The sequence below is a fragment of the Streptomyces sp. NPDC005803 genome (assembly GCF_040630435.1).
Classification (GTDB): Bacteria; Actinomycetota; Actinomycetes; order Streptomycetales; family Streptomycetaceae; genus Streptomyces.
The window spans coordinates 23054-39444 of record NZ_JBEXXO010000041.1; the positions used below are offsets into that span (position 1 = coordinate 23054).

General features: G+C 71.9%; 10 protein-coding genes. 6 read left to right on the top strand and 4 right to left on the bottom strand.

Annotated features, from left to right (window positions below):
* Positions 1 to 279 precede the first annotated feature (279 nt).
* The 6 genes from ABZ454_RS36060 to ABZ454_RS36085 all read left to right on the top strand — a co-directional run bounded on the left by ABZ454_RS36060 (position 280) and on the right by ABZ454_RS36085 (position 11091).
* Positions 280 to 3381 carry an FAD-linked oxidase C-terminal domain-containing protein gene (locus ABZ454_RS36060; protein ID WP_359543726.1) on the top strand — a complete coding sequence of 1034 codons (3102 nt, stop codon included), beginning with the start codon at positions 280 to 282 and terminating at the stop codon, positions 3379 to 3381.
* Between the two features lie 128 nt (positions 3382 to 3509).
* The gene (locus ABZ454_RS36065; RefSeq protein ID WP_356317236.1) at positions 3510 to 5315 is read left to right on the top strand and encodes a thiamine pyrophosphate-requiring protein; all 1806 of its coding nucleotides are present in this window, start codon (positions 3510 to 3512) and stop codon (positions 5313 to 5315) included.
* 32 nt (positions 5316 to 5347) lie between these two features.
* Entirely contained in the window at positions 5348 to 6475 is a 1128-nt protein-coding gene (locus ABZ454_RS36070) for an enolase C-terminal domain-like protein (RefSeq protein ID WP_359543727.1), read from the top strand.
* On the top strand, positions 6472 to 8256 hold the full coding sequence (locus tag ABZ454_RS36075; protein ID WP_359543728.1) for a glycoside hydrolase family 15 protein: 1785 nt from the start codon (positions 6472 to 6474) through the stop codon (positions 8254 to 8256). The genes ABZ454_RS36070 and ABZ454_RS36075 overlap by 4 nt, the downstream gene beginning before the upstream one ends.
* An 11-nt stretch (positions 8257 to 8267) precedes the next feature.
* Entirely contained in the window at positions 8268 to 9281 is a 1014-nt protein-coding gene (locus ABZ454_RS36080) for an SDR family oxidoreductase (RefSeq protein ID WP_359543729.1), read from the top strand.
* Positions 9282 to 9420: 139 nt separating this feature from the next.
* Positions 9421 to 11091, top strand: coding sequence for a ubiquinol-cytochrome c reductase cytochrome b subunit (locus ABZ454_RS36085; protein WP_359543745.1), 1671 nt, complete (start codon positions 9421 to 9423; stop codon positions 11089 to 11091).
* Positions 11092 to 11116: 25 nt separating this feature from the next.
* Here ABZ454_RS36085 and ABZ454_RS36090 read toward each other — a convergent pair whose 3' ends face one another.
* Genes ABZ454_RS36090 through ABZ454_RS36105 form a run of 4 tightly spaced genes read right to left on the bottom strand, consistent with a single transcriptional unit; the run spans position 11117 to position 16252 of the window.
* Positions 11117 to 11506 carry a cytochrome c oxidase subunit 4 gene (locus ABZ454_RS36090; RefSeq protein ID WP_359543730.1) on the bottom strand — a complete coding sequence of 130 codons (390 nt, stop codon included), beginning with the start codon at positions 11504 to 11506 and terminating at the stop codon, positions 11117 to 11119.
* Positions 11503 to 13248, bottom strand: coding sequence for a cytochrome c oxidase subunit I (ctaD, locus tag ABZ454_RS36095; RefSeq protein WP_359543731.1), 1746 nt, complete (start codon positions 13246 to 13248; stop codon positions 11503 to 11505). Before ctaD ends, ABZ454_RS36090 begins: the two co-directional genes overlap by 4 nt.
* A 26-nt stretch (positions 13249 to 13274) precedes the next feature.
* A complete protein-coding gene (locus ABZ454_RS36100) occupies positions 13275 to 13766 on the bottom strand; it encodes a hypothetical protein (RefSeq protein WP_359543732.1) in 492 nt (163 codons plus the stop codon).
* Positions 13763 to 16252 carry a nitrate reductase gene (locus tag ABZ454_RS36105; protein WP_359543733.1) on the bottom strand — a complete coding sequence of 830 codons (2490 nt, stop codon included), beginning with the start codon at positions 16250 to 16252 and terminating at the stop codon, positions 13763 to 13765. Before ABZ454_RS36105 ends, ABZ454_RS36100 begins: the two co-directional genes overlap by 4 nt.
* Positions 16253 to 16391: the final 139 nt, after the last annotated feature.

A 16391-nucleotide genomic window follows, 5' to 3' on the forward strand; every position in this document is an offset into this window, starting at 1 on the left:
AGGCGTGCCCGGACAGCCCGTCCGCGACCGCCGGGGCCCGGGGCGAAGGTTTTGGCCACCTTATTACCCGCCGCCCGCGTTTCCCCGCGCGCTCGACGGTCAGGCGGGACTCACGCGCTTCTCGTCACGGGTGCGACCTCGAAGGGAAGTCGCGAAGCACAGCTGACGGGACCGGATGACATCACGCGCGGGTCCCGGCGCCGGGAGCGCCCGGCACCGTACGCCGCCCGTGCTCCACCGGCCAGGTGGGCGCGGTACGTGCGACCGAAGGAGGAGCCCATGAGTCCGGAACCAGCGCCGGAGGCCGCGCGGCGCGGCGAGGGGGCCGCACCTCCTGCCCGGGTGGACGTCAGCGCCCTTGAGGAGGCTCTGCGTGCCCGGGTGCGCGGCGAGGTCCGGTTCGACGCGGGGAGCCGGGGCGCCTACTCCACGGACGGTTCGAACTACCGGCAGGTGCCGATCGGGGTGGTGGTGCCCCGCGACGCCGACGCCGCGGCGGAGGCCGTCGCCGTCTGCGCGGAGTTCGGGGCGCCGGTGCTGTCCCGTGGCGGCGGCACCAGTCTGGGCGGGCAGTGCACGAACGCCGCGGTCGTCATCGACTGGACCAAGTACTGCAACCGCCTGGTGTCCGTCGACGCCGAGCGCCGGGTCTGCGTGGTGGAGCCGGGCATCGTGCTGGACGAACTCAACCGGCGGCTGTCCCGCGAGCGGCTGAAGTTCGGGCCCAGGCCGTCCACCCACAGCCATTGCTCGCTGGGCGGGATGATCGGCAACAACTCCTGCGGTGCCTCCGCCCAGGCCTACGGCAAGACCGTGGACAACGTGCGGCGCCTGGAGATCCTGACCTACGACGGGACACGCTGCTGGGTCGGGCCCACCTCCCGGGAGGAGTTCGAGGCCGTCGTGGCGGAGGGCGGCCGCCGGGCCGAGCTGTACCAGGGGCTCAAGGACATCGTGGACCGCTCCATGGGTGACATCAGGCGCCGTTACCCCGACATTCCGAGGCGGGTCTCCGGCTACAACCTCGACTCGCTGCTGCCGGAGAACGGATTCGACCTGGCCCGGGCGCTCGTCGGCAGCGAGGGCACGCTCGTCACGGTGCTCCGCGCGGAGCTGGACCTGGTGCCGGTCCCGCCGTGCGAAGCCATGGTCGTGCTCGGATACAGCGACATCTGCAGCGCGGCGGACGACGTGCCGCGCCTGCTCGAGCACGGCCGGCCGGAGCTGCTGGAGGCCATCGACGGGCGGATGGCGCAGCTCATGCGGGAGGAAGGCGCCTACCTCTCCTCGCTCGACCGGTTCCCTGAGGGCGAGAGCTGGCTGCTGGTGCAGTTCAGCGGCGACACCCAGGAGGCGGTCGACGCGCAGGCGCACGACCTGCTGCGCGCTCTCGGCCGCAGCGAGGACGACGGCACGGTGGCGTTCTCGGACGACCCGCGGCGCGAGCGGTCGATGCTCCGGGCACGGGAGGCGGGGCTCGGTGTGACCGCGCGGCCCCCGGACGGCCGGGAGACCTGGGAGGGCTGGGAGGACTCCGCGGTACCCCCGGAACGGCTCGGTGACTACCTGCGTGACCTGCGGAAGCTCTTCGCGGAGTTCGGGTACGACCACCCCTCGCTCTACGGGCACTTCGGCCAGGGCTGCGTGCACACCCGTATCCCGTTCGCCCTGAGGACGGCCGCGGGGGTGGAGCAGTTCCGGACGTTCCTGTTCCGCGCGGCCGACCTGGTCGTCTCCTACGGGGGGTCCCTCTCGGGGGAGCACGGTGACGGTCAGGCCCGCGGGGAACTGCTGACGCGCATGTTCGGCGAGACCGTGGTCGCCGCGTTCGGCGAGGTGAAGGCGCTCTTCGACCCGGACGACCGGATGAACCCCGGGAAGGTCGTGGCCCCTCACCGAGTGGACGACAACCTCCGGCTCGGACCGCTGTGGCGCCCCCGGGGCCACGACACCGAGTTCGGTTATCCCGAGGACGACCACTCCTTCACCCGGGCGGTCATGCGCTGCGTCGGCATCGGCAACTGCCGGACCCTCGAAGGGGGCGTCATGTGCCCCTCCTACCGGGCCACCGGCGAGGAGGAGCACTCCACCCGCGGACGCTCACGGCTGCTGTTCGAGATGCTCCGAGGCCATGCCGACTCGGCCGTCACCGACGGATGGCGTTCCACCGAGGTCAGGGACGCCCTCGACCTGTGCCTGTCCTGCAAGGGCTGCAAGTCCGACTGCCCGGTCGGCGTGGACATGGCCACGTACAAGGCCGAGTTCCTCTCCCACCACTACGCACGCCGCCTGCGCCCCGCGGCCCACTACTCGATGGGCTGGCTGCCGTTGTGGGCACGCCTGTCGCGCGTCGCCCCCCGCCTGGTCAACGCCGCGCTCGGGGCACCGGGGCTCGCCCGTGCGGGGAAGCGGCTGGCGGGTGTGGCCGGGAAACGGGACGCTCCGGTCTTCGCCGAGGAGTCCTTCGTCCAGTGGTGGGCGGCGCGCGGACTGCCGGAGCCCGATCCGGCCGACCCGCGCACGGTCGTGCTGTGGCCCGACACCTTCAGCACCTACTTCCACCCCGCCGTCGCCAGGGCGGCGGTGCGGGTGATGGAGGACGCCGGCTTCCGGGTCGCCGTACCGCTGGACGCCGTGTGCTGCGGCCTGACCTGGATCTCCACCGGCCAGCTGGCCACCGCGAAGAGGGTGCTGCGGCGCACCCTGGACGTCCTGCGCCCCTGGATCGAGGCCGGGACCCCGGTCGTCGGCCTGGAACCCTCCTGCACCGCCGTCTTCCGCAGCGACGCCCCGGAGCTGATGCCCGAGGACCAGGACGTCAAGCGGCTGTCCGCACAGTTCCGCACCTTCTCCGAGCTGCTGCTGAACGACGCGCCGGAGGGCTGGCGACCACCCCGGCTCGCCCGGGCGGCGACCGTGCAGACCCACTGCCACCAGCACGCGGTGATGAAGTACGACGCCGACCGGGAACTGATGCGCCGCGCGGGCATCGACGCCGACGTCCTGGACGCCGGATGCTGCGGTCTCGCCGGCAACTTCGGCTTCGAACGCGGGCACTACGACGTATCCATGACCATCGGTGAGCAGGGCGTCCTGCCCGCCGTACGGGACGCCGCACCCAGCTCGATGGTCCTCGCCGACGGGTTCAGCTGCCGTACGCAGATCGAGCAGGGGGACACCGGCCGCCGCGCCATGCACGTGGCCGAGGCCCTGGCCCTCGGTCTGGACGGTGCCCTGGCCGCCGAGCACCCGGAGAAGGCCGCCGACCGTCCCGCGCCCCCGAAGCGCGACGCGCGCCTGGTCACCGCCGCCGTGGCCGCGGCCGCCTGCGCGACGGCCGCGACCACGTACGCCGCCTTGCGGCGGACGAACCGGAACTGAGCGGCCGGGGGCGGGCGGAGCGGTCGCACCCGCGCTCCGCCCACGGCCGGACCGCCCTCCGGCGCACGAACGACAGCAGTCACGCCATGCCCAGCACATCGGTCGAACCGAGAGGAATCCCCGTGTCGATGAAGGTGTCCGACTACGTCCTGCAGCGCCTGCGCGAGTGGGAGGTCGACCATGTCTTCGCCTATGCGGGCGACGGCATCAACGGTCTTCTCGCGGCGTGGGGCCGTGCCGAGGACAAGCCCAGGTTCGTCCAGGCCCGCCATGAGGAGATGGCGGCGTTCGAGGCCGTGGGCTACGCGAAGTTCTCCGGGAAGGTGGGCGTGTGCGCGGCGACCTCGGGCCCCGGAGCGATCCATCTGCTCAACGGCCTCTACGACGCGAAACTGGACCGCGTCCCCGTGGTCGCGATCGTCGGCCAGACCAACCGCAGCGCCATGGGCGGCTCCTACCAGCAGGAGGTCGACCTGCTGAGCCTGTACAAGGACGTGGCCTCCGACTTCTGCGAGATGGTGACCGTCCCGGAACAACTGCCCAACGTCATCGACCGGGCCCTGCGCACCGCCTACGCCCGGCGGACGGTGACGGCCGTCATCATCCCCGCCGACGTGCAGGAACTCGACTACTCGCCGCCCGCGCACGCCTTCAAGATGGTGCCCTCCAGCCTCGGCATGTCCTCCTACGCACCCCTCCCGGCCGGCCCGGACCTCGCCCGCGCGGCGGACGTGCTGAACGCGGGCGAGAAGGTCGCCGTCCTCATCGGCCAGGGCGCGCGAGGCGCCCAGGCGCAGGTGCGGCAACTCGCCGACCTGCTCGGCGCCGGAGTCGCCAAGGCCCTTCTCGGCAAGGACGCCCTGCCCGACGACCTGCCGTACGTGACCGGCTCGATCGGCCTCCTCGGAACCCGGCCCTCGTACGAGCTGATGATGGACTGCGACACCCTCCTCGTGGTCGGCTCCAGCTTCCCCTACACCCAGTTCCTGCCCGAGTTCGACCAGGCGCGCGCCGTCCAGATCGACATCGATCCGCACAACATCGGCATGCGCTACCCCTTCGAGGTCAACCTCGTGGGGGACGCGAAGGCGACCCTCGAGGCGCTGCTGCCCCTGCTGAAGCGGAAGAAGCACGGCGCCTGGCGCAAGAAGATCGAGAAGGACACCGCCCGCTGGTGGGACGTCATGGAACGCCGCGCCGCCGTGGAGGCCGACCCGATCAACCCCGAGTACGTCGTGCACAGCCTCGACGCGCTGTTGCCCGACGACGTGATCCTGGCCGCGGACTCCGGCTCCGCCGCCAACTGGTACGCCCGTCACCTGCGCATGCGCGGGGCGATGCGCGGCTCCCTGTCCGGCACGCTGGCGACGATGGGCCCCGGAGTGCCGTACGTCATCGGGGCCAAGTTCGCCCACCCGGGCCGCCCGGCCCTCGCGCTCGTCGGGGACGGGGCGATGCAGATGAACGGCCTGGCCGAACTCATCACCGCGGCCAAGTACTGGCAGGAGTGGCAGGACCCGCGCCTGATCGTCGCCGTACTGAACAACCAGGACCTCAACCAGGTCACCTGGGAGATGCGCGCCATGTCCGGCGCCCCGCAGTTCCTGCCCTCCCAGGCGATCCCGGACGTCCCCTACGCCGACTTCGCCCGCTCCATCGGGCTCGGCGGCATCCGGGTGGAGAAGCCCGACCAGGTGGAAGCGGCCTGGCGGCAGGCGCTCGCGGCCGACCGGCCCTTCGTGATCGACTTCCGCACCGACCCGGCCGTCCCGCCCATCCCCCCGCACGCCACGCGCGAGCAGGCGGAGGCCGTGGTGTCCTCGATCCTCAAGGGGGACAGCGACCGCGGCGGCATGATCAAGCAGGGGATCAAGGCCAAGGTGCAGGAGTTCCTCCCCGGGCACCACGGCCACGACGCCCCGGGCAAGAAGTGACCCCACCCGCCGCGTCAGGGGCGGAGCCCCTCGTGGACACGGTCGAGGCGACCGCGTACACCGTCCCCACCGACGCACCGGAGGGCGACGGCACGCTGACGTGGCAGTCCACCACCCTGGTGCTCGTCCGGGCGCGGTCGGGCGCCACCACGGGGCTGGGCTGGACGTACGGCGCGGCGGCCGCCGCCCAGGTCGTCGAGCGGCAGCTCGCCGGCGTCGTGACCGGCCGGAGCGCCTGGGACGTACCGGCGGCCAACGAGGCGATGAGCCGGGCGGTCCGCAACGCCGGCCGCCCCGGTCTGGTCGCCGGGGCGCTCTCGGCGGTCGACATCGCGTTGTGGGACCTCAAGGCACGGCTGCTGGGCCTCCCCCTCGTGCGGCTGCTCGGAGCGTGCCGCGGTGACGTGCCCGTCTACGGCAGCGGCGGCTTCACCCCGTACGACGACGCGCAGCAGGACCGTCAGCTGCGCGGATGGGTGGAAGAGCAGGGCATCCCCCGGGTCAAGATCAAGATCGGGGAGTCCTGGGGACGGGCCGAACCCCGCGACCGCGACCGGATCGCCCGCGCCCGCCGCAGCGTCGGAGCGCGGACGGAACTGTACGTCGACGCCAACGGCGCCTACACCCGCAAACAGGCCGTCCGCCTCGCAGCACACCTCCAGGAGCAGGACGTCACCTGGTTCGAGGAGCCCGTCTCCTCCGACGACCTGACGGGCCTGGCACAGGTCCGGGCCGCGGTCACCGCCGACGTGGCCGCCGGCGAGTACGGGTACTCCCTGCCCTACTTCCGGCAGCTGCTCGACGCCGACGCGGTGGACTGTCCGCAGGCCGACGCCACACGGTGCGGAGGCATCACCGTGTGGCTGCGCGCCGCCGCGCTCGCCGAAGCGGCCGGACTGCAGATCTCGGGCCACTGCGCTCCGCACGTCCACGCCCACGCGGCCGCCGCCGTGCCCAACCTCCGTCACCTGGAATGGTTCCACGACCACGTACGCGTCGAGCGGCTCCTGTTCGACGGCGTTCTCGATCCCGCGGGCGGCGTCGTCCGGCCCGGAGCGTCGGGCGCCCCCGGCCTGGGCCTCACCTTCCGCGCGGAAGCAGCCGAACGCTACCGCGTCCGGCTCCGGCAGCCACCCGCGACCGGAAGGGGAACCGAGTGACCCGTCCCCCCGCGCGACCCGACGAGCCCCTTCCACACGTTCTGCGGGAGTACGCGCTCATCGCCGACGGAGAGCGCGGCGCCCTCGTCGGCCCGCGCGGAGACATCGTCTGGCTCTGCGCCCCACGCTGGGACTCCGGTTCCCTCTTCTCCTCCCTCATCGGAGGCCGCGGCCACTACACGGTCACCCCCCGAGGCCGGTTCGTCTGGGGCGGCTCCTACGAGGACGGCACCCTGATCTGGCGCAACCGCTGGATCACCGGGAGCGGCATCGTGGAGAGCCGGGAGGCCCTCGCCTTCCCCGGCGACCCGCGCCGCGCCGTGCTGCTGCGACGCATCACCGCCGTCGAAGGCGGGGCCGGCCTCACGGTCCGCCTGGAGCCGCACGGTGACTACGGTTCCGCGAGCCCCCGGGACGTGCGGCGCGACGAGGACGGGGCCTGGTGCGGCCGCAGCGGGGACCTGCGGTGGCGCTGGTCCGGAGCGCCCGCCGCCCGCCCCCGGCACCACGCCGGCCACGTCACCGGCCTGACCACGGAGCTCAGCCTGGACCCGGGGGAGTCCCACGACCTGGTCCTCGAACTGACGACGGACCCGCTGCCCGGGAAGCCGGACGCCTCCCGTGAGTGGAGCGCCACCGAAGAGGCATGGCGCCGCGAGGTGCCCGCCCTGGAGAACAACCTCGCTCCCGGCGACTCCCGGCACGCGTACACCGTGCTGCGCGGGCTGACGAGCTCCACCGGCGGCATGGTCGGCGCGGTCACCACGAGCCTGCCCGAACGCGCGGAAGCGGGCCGCAACTACGACTACCGGTACGTGTGGGTACGCGATCAGTGCTACGCCGGTCAGGCCGTGGCCACCGCCGGGCCCCACCCGCTGCTCGACGACGCGGTGCGGTTCGTCTCCGCACGCCTGCACCAGGACGGCCCGCACATGGCCCCCGCCTACACGGCCACCGGCGGCCCGGTCCCCGACCAGAGCACGCTGGACCTGCCCGGCTACCCGGGCGGCTACGACCGCATCGGCAACTGGGTCAACCGGCAGTTCCAGCTCGACGCGTTCGGCGAGGCACTGCTGCTCTTCACCGCGGCGCACCGGCACGGCCGGCTGGACGCCGAGGGCCGGCGCGCCGCCGCGATTGCCGCCGACGCCATCGCCCGGCGCCGGCACGAACCCGACGCCGGCATCTGGGAACTGGACAACCGCGCCTGGACCCACAGCCGGCTCATCTGCGCGGCCGGACTGCGCTCACTCGCCCCGGCCGCCCCCGCGCGACGCGCCCGCGCGTGGACCGAGCTCGCGGACTCCCTCGTCGCCGAGACCGCGGCCACCAGCACCCACCCCAGCGGCCGGTGGCAGCGCTCCCCGCACGACCCGGGCCTGGACGCCGCCCTGCTGCTGCCCCCGCTGCGCGGAGCCCTGCCGGCCGACGACCCCAGAACGCTGCGCACCCTGGACGCCTACACCCGGGAACTGACCGACGACCACTACGCCTACCGCTTCCGCCACGACGAACGCCCGCTGGGCGAGGCGGAAGGCGCCTTCCTGCTGTGCGGCTACGTGATGGCCCTGGCCGAGCACCAGCAGGGCAACCAGGAGGAGGCGTTGCGCTGGTTCGAGCGCAACCGCGCCGCCTGCGGTCCCCCGGGCCTCTACACCGAGGAGTACGACATCGGGCAGCGCCAGCTGCGCGGCAACCTGCCGCAGGCCTTCGTGCACGCCTTGATGCTCGAAACCGCCACGCGGCTCAGCGACGCGCCCCCACCCGCCCCCCGGCCCTGAAAGAGGAACACATGCCTGAGACATCGCCCGAAACGGTCGTCATCACCGGAGCCAGCGCGGGCATCGGCCGCGCGACCGCCAGGGCGTTCGCCGCCCGAGGCGCCAACGTCGCCTTGCTCGCCCGCGGCAGCGCCGGGCTCGAAGCCGCAGCCCGCGAGGTCGAGGCGGCCGGGGGCAACCCCCTGGTCCTGTCCACCGACGTGTCCGACCACCAGCAGGTCGAAGCCGCCGCCGACACCGCGGCCGCGGCGTTCGGACGGATCGACGTGTGGGTCAACTGCGCCTTCACCTCGGTCTTCGCACCCTTCACCGAGATCACCCCCGAGGAGTACGAGCGCGTCACGCACGTGACGTACCTCGGTTTCGTCAACGGCACCCGGACCGCGCTCGCCCACATGCTGCCCCACGACCGGGGCACGATCGTCCAGGTCGGCTCCGCCCTCGGTTCGCGGTCCGTCCCCCTGCAGTCCGTGTACTGCGGCGCCAAGCACGCCGTCAACGGCTTCACCTCGTCGGTGCGCACGGAACTCATGCACCAGGGCAGCAAGGTGCGGATCACCCTCGCCCAGATGCCGGCCGTCAACACCCCCCAGTTCTCGTGGGTCCTCTCCCGCCTCGGCAGAAGCCCGCAGCCGGTGCCGCCGATCTACCAGCCGGAGATCGCGGCCCGGGGCGTCCTGTACGCGGCCGACCACCCCGGGCGCAAGCAGTACTACGTCGGCGCCAGCACCGTCGCGACCATCCTGGGTAACAAGATCGCCCCCGGCCTCCTCGACCGCTATCTCGCGCGCACCGGATACGACTCCCAGCAGACCGACCGGCCCGACCACCACGACCGCCGCCACAATCTCTGGGAGCCCGTGGACGACGAGCACGACCACGGCGCCCACGGGGCCTTCGACGACCGGTCCCACGCCCGCGCCCCCCAACTGTGGTTCTCCCACCACTCGGCCCTCGCGGGGGCCCTCCTGACCGGGGCCGCCCTCGGCGGCACCTGGGCGGCCAGGCGGCTGACCGGACGCTGACTCCGCCGCCCGGGGGGTTCGCGGCCGCTCCCCGCCGAGCCGAGGGCACGGGGGAACCACGCTGCGGGACCGTCACCGTGGCAGGCGCAGCCCGCACTTCCGACTCTTCGACGACCGGCCGATGGGAGCGAGCACACCGATGCTGCTGGCGAAGAAGAAGGCGCGCCCGAAGGGCAGGACGCGGCGCGCGGCAGGCCGAGCGGCGGACGCCGTCGACGCGCGGCTCCCCCTGGCCGAGTCCGGCCGGGCCCTGCTCCGCAAGGCCTTCCCCGACCACTGGTCCTTCCTCCTGGGCGAGCTCGCGCTCTACGGCTTCGTCGTGCTGATGCTGACCGGGGCCTACCTGACGCTGTTCTTCCAGCCGTCGATGACCGAGTCGGTGTACCTCGGTTCGTACGCTCCGCTGCGGGGGATCCGCACGTCCGAGGCGTACGCCAGCACCCTGCGCATCAGCTTCGACGTGCGCGGCGGACTGCTGGTCCGCCAGATCCACCACTGGGCCGCGCTGGTGTTCATGGCCTCGATCGGCGCGCACATGCTGCGGGTCTTCTTCACCGGAGCGTTCCGCAGGCCGCGGGAGGCGAACTGGATGGTGGGGGTGACGATGTTCCTGCTCGCTCTGGTGGAGGGCTTCGCCGGCTACTCGCTCCCCGACGACCTGCTGTCCGGTACCGGCCTGCGCACCGCCCAGGGCATCATGCTGTCCCTGCCGGTCATCGGCACGTATCTGAGCTTCTTCGTGTTCGGCGGTCAGTACCCGGGCGACGACATCGTCTCCCGGCTGTACCCGGTGCACATCCTGCTGGTCCCCGGGCTCCTTCTCGCCCTGATCAGCCTCCACCTCATGCTCATCGTCCACCTGAAGCACACGCAGTGGGCCGGCCCCGGCAGAACGGGCCGCAATGTGGCCGGCAAGCCGTTCTTCCCCCAGTACGCCGCGAAATCGGCCGGGCTGTTCTTCATGGTCTCCGGCGCCCTCGCCGTGCTGGGGGCACTCGCGCAGATCAACCCGGTGTGGGACTACGGCCCGTACCGCACCGACCAGGTCTCCACGGGCGCCCAGCCCGACTGGTACGTCGGCTTCCTGGAGGGTGCGCTGCGCCTGATGCCCGGCGTGGAGACCCGGCTGTGGGGCCACACCGTGATGTGGAACCCGCTGGTCCCCGGCGTGCTGCTGCCGGGTGCGCTCTTCCTGGTGCTGTACGCCTACCCCTTCTTCGAACGCTGGATCACCCGGGGCTCCGGCGAGCACCACCTGTGCGACCGTCCGCGCGACCGGCCGCTGCGCACCGGGCTGGGTACCGGGGCGCTGACGGCGTACGCGGTGCTGCTGCTCGCCGGTGCCCAGGATGTGATCGCGTACACCTTCGACGTCCCCGTACACGCGCTGACCTGGACGTTCCGCATCGCGCTCTTCGCGTTGCCGTGCGCGGCCTGCTGGCTGACGGGACGGCTCTGCCTGGCGTTGCAGGCGCGCGACCGCGACCTGCTGGAGGAGGGCGAGGAGACCGGCGACGTACGCCAGTCGGTTCAGGGCGGCTACCACCCGGAGCACGAACGGCTGCCCCTCCAGAAGCGGTACGAGCTGCTGGCGCGGGACCTGCCCCGGCCGCTGGAGGACCGTACGGACCGGCGTGCCCCGGCCCACAGGCGGTTCGCCGCGCGGCTGCGGTCCTCGCTCAGCCACTGGTACTACCGGGACCGGGTACAGCCGCCCACGAGCGCGGAACAGCGGCGTGAGATCGAGGCGGTCCTGGCCGGCCCGGACGAGCCGGGAAGGGCCCCGGACCGCACGGACGACGCGAACTGACGGGGCGCCCGGTCGCCGTCGCGCGTCAGTCCTCGCGGCCGGCGTTCTGGAAGGCGAAGCCGTACACGCCGGGGATCAGCACACCGACCCCGATGAGGAAGAGCCACAGCCCCTGGACGACACCCAGGGCGAGCAGCGCGGCCCCGGCCGCGGTGAGGACGGGGAAGTAGCTGCGCGCGGGGAAGAACGTCCGTGTCCCGCCGGCTTCCCGTACCCGCGCGTCCCGGCGGTCCTCCGGACGGCGCCCGACACGTCCGTAACCCCACCAGAGGTAGGCGGCGATCAGCGCGGACATCAGACCGGACACCGCGAGGGCCGCGAAGCCCGCGGGATCGGGCGCGAAGGCCGCGTACACGGCGCAGGTCACCGCGAAGAAGAGGGCCACACCGGTGAACAGCCAGGCCTCGCCCTTCATCCCGTCACCTCCCGCGTGGTCCCGGGGTCCGCGGTGGTGTGATGGCCCGCCGACCTGTCCGGGTGCGTCCCTTCGACCCGCACCTCGGGATGGTGCAGGTCGAAGGCGGGGGAGTCGCTGCGGATGCGCGGCAGGGCGTGGAAGTTGTGCCGGGGCGGCGGACAGCTCGTCGCCCACTCCAGCGACCGGCCCCAGCCCCACGGGTCGTCCGTGGTGACCCTCTCGCCGTACCGGTGCGTCTTCCAGACGTTGAACAGGAACGGCAGCGTCGACAGGCCCAGCAGGAACGCCCCGACGGAGGAGACGGTGTTGAGCGCGGTGAAGCCGTCCGCGGCCAGGTAGTCCGCGTACCGGCGGGGCATGCCCTGCTCGCCGAGCCAGTGCTGGACGAGGAAGGTGATCTGGAAGCCCACGAACAGCGTCCAGAAGTGGATCTTCCCGAGCCGCTCGTCGAGCATCCGGCCGGTCAGTTTGGGCCACCAGAAGTAGAACCCGGCGAACGTGGCGAACACGATGGTGCCGAACAGGACGTAATGCAGGTGCGCGACGACGAAGTAGCTGTCCGTCAGGTGGAAGTCCAGCGGCGGCGAGGCGACCAGCACCCCCGTGAGGCCACCGAGCAGGAAGGTCACCAGGAACCCGACGCACCACAGCATCGGCGTCTCGAACGAGAGGGAACCGTGCCACATGGTCCCGATCCAGTTGAAGAACTTCACCCCCGTGGGCACCGCGATCAGGAACGACATCAGGGAGAAGAACGGCAGCAGCACCCCGCCGGTGGCGAACATGTGGTGCGCCCAGACGGTGGCGGACAGGCCGGTGATGGCGATCGTGGCGCCGACCAGGCCGAGGTAGCCGAAGATCGGCTTGCGGCTGAAGACCGGCAGGATCTCGCTGACGACACCGAAGAACGGCAGCGCCACGATGTACACCTCCGGATGCCCGAAGAACCAGAACAGGTGCTGCCACAGCAGCGCGCCGCCGTTGGCGGCGTCGAAGACGTGCGCACCGAATTTCCTGTCGGCCTCCAGCGCGAGCAGCGCCGCGGTCAGCACCGGGAAGGCCAGCAGCGCGAGGATGGACGTGAACAGCACGTTCCAGGTGAAGATCGGCATGCGGAACAAGGTCATGCCGGGAGCACGCAGGCAGACGATGGTGGCGATGAAGTTGACCGACCCGAGAATGGTGCTCAGCCCGGAGACCACCAGACCCATCACCCACAGATCGGCGCCGGTCCCCGGGGAGTGCACGGCGCTGTTCAGCGGCGCGTACGCGAACCAGCCGAACGACGCCGCGCCGTTCGTCGTGAGGAACCCGGAGACGACCAGCAGTCCGCCGAACAGGTAGACCCAGTAGGTGAAGGCGTTCAGCCGGGGGAACGCCACGTCGGGCGCGCCGATCTGCAAGGGCATGACGGCATTGGCGAAGCCCGTGAACGTCGGGGTGGCGAACAGCAGCATCATGACCGTGCCGTGCACCGTGAACAACTGGTTGTACTGCTCCTGCGAGACGATCTGCAGGCCCGGGCGGGCCAGCTCGGCGCGCATCAGCATCGCGAGCAGCCCGGCGAACAGGAAGAACCCGAACGCGGTGACCAGATACATGTTCCCGATCACCTTGTGATCGGTGGTCGACAACAGGCCCAGCAGCTTCCTGCCCTGGCGCAGCCGCCGCTCCGTCCCCTCCCGCTCTCCTCCTCCCTCCTCCTGCGCCGCCCCCGTCCGCTCGCCCAGCGCCGTCATGTGCTCTCCCTGTCCGCCGGGCCGTGTCACAGGCTCGTGATCACCTGGGGCGACAAGTTCTTGATCATGGTGTTGGTCCAGCGCATCTGCCGCAGCGTCTGCGGGTGGCAGGAGGCGGCAAGCTCCAGCAGGCGGGCGTCCTTCGCCGCTTGTCCGGCCTGGGCGAGCATTTCCCAGTACAGGGAATTGCCGACCGCGCCCAGGTGCAGTTCCCGCAGGTCCCGCAGCAGGAGGAGACCTGGTTCCGGTCGGTTGCCCAAGGCTTCGGCGGCCTTCTCCTGGATCGTCGGCATGAGCCCCGGCGCGGACTTTTGCGAGGGCCCGTCGAGGTCCAGGCCGTAGTGGCCGGCAGCCTCGGCCAGGCGCAGGCAGTGCTCGTTCGACCAGGTGACCAGGTCCTTGGCGACGTGGTGGACCTCGTGCTCGGTGCTGTGGCGCTCGGCGATGACGACCAGTTCCCTCGCCAGTTGCCGCTCTCCGTGGTGCAGCGCGCGCAGGGTGAGAGTGATGCCGTTCACCGGGTGCCTCCCACGGTGTCGTCCCCGTACGTGCCGGTCGACTCCAGGACCCTGGCCGCGGCGCCGCCCTCGGTGGGCCGGATGCCGCCCGCGCGGGAGGGCGCGGACGCGGTGGTCGTGGGGGCCGGCGCGGGCTTTCCCCCGCTCTTCTCCACGAGGGCGACCGCGGCCGCCGCCGTTTTGAACAGGGGCTGTTTGGACACCGGATCCCAGTCGGTGACCGTCGTCTCGTTCGCCGCCCTCGGCGGGGTCGTGGCGTCCGGGCCGGAGCCCGAGGCCGTGTCCCAGTAGCCGTAGTGGAAGGGGACGAACAGCAGCCCGGGCCGGATGTCGGTGATCCGCAGCCGGCCCCGGAGGGCGCCGCGCGGGGTGGCGACCTCCACGAGGTCGCCCTCGTCGAGTCCTCGGGCCCCCGCGTCGGAGGTGGACATCTCCACCCACACGTCGGGGGCCGCGGCGTTCAGCTGGGGGGTGCGGCCGGTCTTGGTGCGGGTGTGGAAGTGGTACAGGGTGCGGCCGGTCGTCAGCTGGAACGGATAGGCGTCGCTCGGCGCTTCGTGGAGCGGGAGGAACTCGGCGGCTTTGAGCATGGCCTTGCCCTCCGGATTGAGCGAGCGGTACTCGACCGCCGGGACCGCCGCGCCGGTGACGAGGTCCTTGCCGTACGTCTCGCACACGTCGGGGGCCGCCCAGGCGATACCGTCGGCGTACAGCCGGTCGGTTCCCTCCGGGGCCCGCTCGTGGCACGGCCACTGGATCCCGCTGCCCCCGCGGAGCTTTCCGTAACTGAGGCCGGTGTAGTCGCAGGGACGGCCCTCGCTGCAGCGTTTCCACGCCTCGAACGCGGACTCCGGGTCGTGCCAGGAGACCAGCGGTCCGCCGTCCTTGTCCCGGAAGTCCATGCGCCGGGCGTAGTCGAGGAAGATGTCGAGGTCCGGCCGGGCCTCTCCCGGCGGCTCGACGGCCTTGTCGGAGAGATGCACGGTGCGGTCGGCGTTCGTGAAGGTGCCCGTCTTCTCGCCCCAGGTCGCCGCCGGCAGGACGACGTCCGCCAGCTGCGCGGTCTCCGTCAGGAACAGGTCCTGCACCACGACGAAGAGCCGCTCCTGGGAGAGGATCGAGCGGATGCGTGACAGCTCGGGCAGGGAGACGGCGGGGTTGGTGCCGCTGATCCACAGCATGCGGACCGAGCCCTGCTCCGCGTAGCGGAAGATCTGCATGGCGTGGGTGGGCGGTGCGTAGTGCGGGATCGTCAGGGGGTCGACGTTCCACACCCGGGCCAGGTCGGCCACGTGCTGGTCGTTCTGCCAGTTCCGGAAGCCGGGCAGGTCCCCGTCGGCGCCGCACTCCCGGGTGTTCTGCGCGGTGGGCTGCCCGTTCATCTGCAGCACACCGGCGCCCGGCCGCCCCAACATGCCGCGCAGCAGGTGCAGGTTGTTGACCTGCACGGCGGCGGCCGTGGCCTGGTGGGACTGGTAGACGCCCTGCAGGACGGTGGACAGGAGCCGGTCGGCCGTGCCGAGCACCTCGGCGGCCTCCACGATGCGCGCGGCGGGGACGTCGCAGATCCGCGCCGCCCACTCGGGGGTGCAGTCCGCGACCTGCTGCGCCAGTTCGTCGAAGCCCACGGTGTGAGCCGTGATGTAGGCGTGGTCGACGCGGTCGGTACGGATGATCTCGTGCAGGAGCGCGTTGAGCAGCGCCACATTGGTCCCGATGCGCGGAGCAAGGTGCACGGCGGCGGCCCGGGCGACCCGTGTGGGCCGGGGATCCACACAGACGAGCCGCGGCGGATCTCCTCCCTCCAGCCGGTCGAGGATGCGCATCCACTGCACGGGCTGCGTCTCGGCGAGGTTGTGGCCGAACAGCGCGATCACGTCGGCGTGGTCGATGTCGTCGTACGTACCTGGCTGCCCGTCACAGCCGAAGGACTCCTTGAGCGCCTCGGCCGCCGTGGACGTGCACAGCCGTGTGTTGCCGTCCAGATGGCTGGTGCCGATCCCGGCCCGTGCCGCCACCGCCAGCGTGTAGTACTCCTCCAGGAACAGCTGCCCCGAGGTGTAGAAGCCGATCGATCCGGGCCCGCGTTGCTCCAGCAGGTCTCGCGAACGGGCGGCGACCAGCTCCATCGCGGTGTCCCAGTCCGTTTCGGTCAGCTGCCCGTCACGGCGGACCAGGGGCCTGGTCAACCGGTCCGCGGAGGCGTTGGCCTGCCAGCCGAAGACGTCCTTCGGCCCCAGCCGGCCACGGTTGACCCGGTCCACCACCCGGCCGCGCACCCCCACCATCCGGCCGTCCTTGACCGCGATGTCCATGGCGTCCCCGTCGGAATGCAGGATCGAGGCGGCCTGCACCCACCGCTCCACGCCCTCGGGTGCCACACCCTCCGCCAGATGGGTGTCGGCCCGGGACGGCCATGTCCCGCCCCGGGCGTACGGAGTACGGCTTCCCCACGGCTGCGCGATCCGGTCGACCGAAGTCTCCACGCGTACCTCCCGATCAGCACCCGGCGGCGCCCGCTGCACCGACCGGTCATCGGTACCCGCAAAGGCCACCGCCTAACGTGTGCCGACGCGTGTGCCGTCGCCGGGCAGGTCACCCGCCCACGAGCCGGGGCGGGCGCGA

Bases quoted from the DNA above. Each gene is read 5' to 3' on its own strand.
- ABZ454_RS36060 (WP_359543726.1), top strand. From the start codon at position 280: ATGAGTCCGGAACCAGCGCCGGAGGCCGCGCGGCGCGGCGAGGGGGCC.
- ABZ454_RS36065 (WP_356317236.1), top strand. From the start codon at position 3,510: ATGAAGGTGTCCGACTACGTCCTGCAGCGCCTGCGCGAGTGGGAGGTC.
- ABZ454_RS36080 (WP_359543729.1), top strand. From the start codon at position 8,268: ATGCCTGAGACATCGCCCGAAACGGTCGTCATCACCGGAGCCAGCGCG.
- ABZ454_RS36085 (WP_359543745.1), top strand. From the start codon at position 9,421: ATGCTGCTGGCGAAGAAGAAGGCGCGCCCGAAGGGCAGGACGCGGCGC.
- ABZ454_RS36090 (WP_359543730.1), bottom strand. From the start codon at position 11,506: ATGAAGGGCGAGGCCTGGCTGTTCACCGGTGTGGCCCTCTTCTTCGCG.
- ctaD (WP_359543731.1), bottom strand. From the start codon at position 13,248: ATGACGGCGCTGGGCGAGCGGACGGGGGCGGCGCAGGAGGAGGGAGGA.